2 protein-coding genes are annotated in these 2,420 nt (G+C 65.4%); both read right to left on the minus strand.

From position 1 onward, the window contains the following. Window positions 1-199, minus strand: a 199-nt coding sequence (locus RTO53_RS19095; protein WP_312239256.1) for a hypothetical protein, incomplete at its 3' end; no start/stop codon positions are given. Between the two features lie 138 nt (window positions 200-337). Next, window positions 338-2,332 carry a M2 family metallopeptidase gene (locus RTO53_RS19100; protein WP_312239257.1) on the minus strand — a complete coding sequence of 665 codons (1,995 nt, stop codon included), beginning with the start codon at window positions 2,330-2,332 and terminating at the stop codon, window positions 338-340. Between the last annotated feature and the right edge of the window lie 88 nt (window positions 2,333-2,420).

Genomic DNA, 2,420 nt, shown 5'->3' on the forward strand with positions numbered 1-2,420 from the left:
ATGACGTCTGACGCGCATTGAACGGTGCGCGTTGCCGAGCATGGCTCGGCACTACAGATTCGATGTCACCCGTAGAGCCACGCCATGCGTGGCTGCCCTTCGTGCCGATGCCGATGATGTCTGACGCGCATTGAACGGTGCGTGTTGCCGAGCATGGCTCGGCGCTACCGATGCGATAACGCCCGTAGAGCCACGCCATGCGTGGCTGCCTTTCGTGCCAATGCCGATGACGTCTGACGCGCATTGAGCGATGCGCGTTGCCGAGCATGGCTCGGCACTACCGATCGCAAAAAAGCCGGCCCTTTGGCCGGCTTTTCTTCTCGACGTGGTCGATCGGTCAGCGTGCCGCTGGGGCTGCCGCTGCCGGCTTGGCCGCGGCGGTCGCGGCCGGGGCCTGCCAACCGCACATCTGGCCCTGGTTCTGCTGTTTGAGCCATTCGTTGACCGGGGTGAAGTACTCGATCATCGGACCGGCATCGAGCTTGTCGCCGCCGGTGATCTCGCGCAGCGTGGCCTGCCACGGCTGGCTGGCGCCCTTGCTCAGCATCGCCCAGAACTTCTGCCCGGCTTCCTTGTTGCCGTAGAAGCTGCACTGGTGCAGCGGACCCTTGTAGCCGGAGGCATCGCACAGGCCCTTGTAGAACTGGAACTGCAGGATGCGCGCCAGGAAGTAGCGCGTGTACGGGGTATTGCCCGGCACGTGGTACTTGGCGCCCGGATCGAAGAACTCCTCGCCGCGTGCGCTGGCCGGGGCCACGCCCTGGTACTTGGCCTTGAGGTCCCACCAGGCCTGGTTGTAGTGGTCCGGGGTGATCGAACCATCGAACACGCCCCAGCGCCAGCGGTCGATCATCAGCCCGAACGGCAGGAACGACACCCCACTCAAGGCCATGCGCATCTGCGCGTTGATGGTCGCCTCGCGGCTTTCCTGCGGCTTGTCGACCAGACCGATGGAGTTGAGGTACTGCGGCGTCATCGCCAGCACGATGGTGTCGCCGATCGCTTCGTGGAAGCCATCGTTGGCACCGTTCTGGAACAGCGGCGGCAGCGGGTTGTAGGCCAGGTCGTAATAGATGTGGCCGAGCTCATGGTAGATGGTGGTGAAGTTTTCCTCGGTCGGCTTGATGCACATCTTGGTGCGCACATCACCGTCCATGTTCATGTCCCACGCGCTGGCGTGGCAGACCACGTCGCGATCGAGCGGCTTGATGAACTGGGTCTTGTCCCAGTACGACTTCGGCAATGCCGGCATGCCCAGCGACACGTAGAAGTCCTGCGCACGTTCGGTCATCTGCTTGGCGGTGCGCAGTTCGGCCTCACGTTGCGCCTTGTAGAGCGCTTCCACGTTCGCTCCGCTGCCGGCCTTGGCCAGCGCGCCGCTGAGGTTGGTCTGGTACTGCTTTTCCAGTGCGGCGGTGATGTCCAGGCTGCCGGCACCGGGATACGGTTCCAGCTGGTCCCACAGGTTGGACCAGTCCTGCTGCCACATGTTGCCGAGCAGGTGGGCGGCGATCATGCCGCCGTTGGTCTCGGCCTTGTCCTTGCCGTAGGTGGCATCGAGCTTGGTCCGCGCGTAGCAGTGCAGCTGCTCGTACATCGGCTTGACCTGTTCCCACAGGCGGTCGGTTTCCGGGCCGATCTGCTCCGGCGGCATGTCATAGCCGCTGCGCCACATCTGGCCGGCATCGGCGAAGCCCATTTCCCTGGCGCCTTCGTTGACCAGGCCGACGAAGCGCTGGTAGTCGGCGCGCATCGGCTTGGTGGTGGCGTGCCAGCCCTGCCAGGCGTCGAGCTGCTTGTCGTAGTCGCGGCTGCGCGCAAGGACCTGTTCCAGGTCGCCGAGCTGGCGGCAGGTCTGCGGGTTGGCTTCGTCGGTGCAGTACTTGCCCGAGCCGTAGGCGCCTTCCATGCGGCTGGCGATGCGCGTCAGCTCGGACAGCTTGGCCGGGTCGCGCGGGGCGGGCATGGAGGTCATGAGCTTGAGCAGGTGGATCTGGCGCTTGGTGTCTTCGCTCATGGGCTGGCCGTCGTACTTGGCAGCCTGGGTGATCCAGCCGTTGAGCACGGTGAGCCAGCGCTCGTTGGCCTTGGCCGCCACGCGCTCGGAATCCTCGTTGATGTAGGTCGAGGACAGCCACTGCGCGGAGGTCATTTCCGGGTACATCGCCTTGTATTCGGCGTTGACGCGGGCAATGAACTGGTCCGCGGTTTCGCCCGGCTTGGCGCTGGTCGCGGCTGGCGCATCGGCCGGGGTGGGTTCCTTCTGGCAGGCCGCCAGCGTCAGCGCGGCAGCGCCGACAGCCAGGGCCAGCAGGAGCGGGCGGTGGTTCACGGGGACATCCTTGGGTGGTGACAGACCGGCGAAGGCTAGTGAAGCGCCGGGCGCACCGCAAGGGGCAGGGCAGCAAGCGTGGGGGGGG

The organism is Stenotrophomonas sp. (assembly GCF_031995405.1).
Classification (GTDB): domain Bacteria; phylum Pseudomonadota; class Gammaproteobacteria; order Xanthomonadales; family Xanthomonadaceae; genus Stenotrophomonas.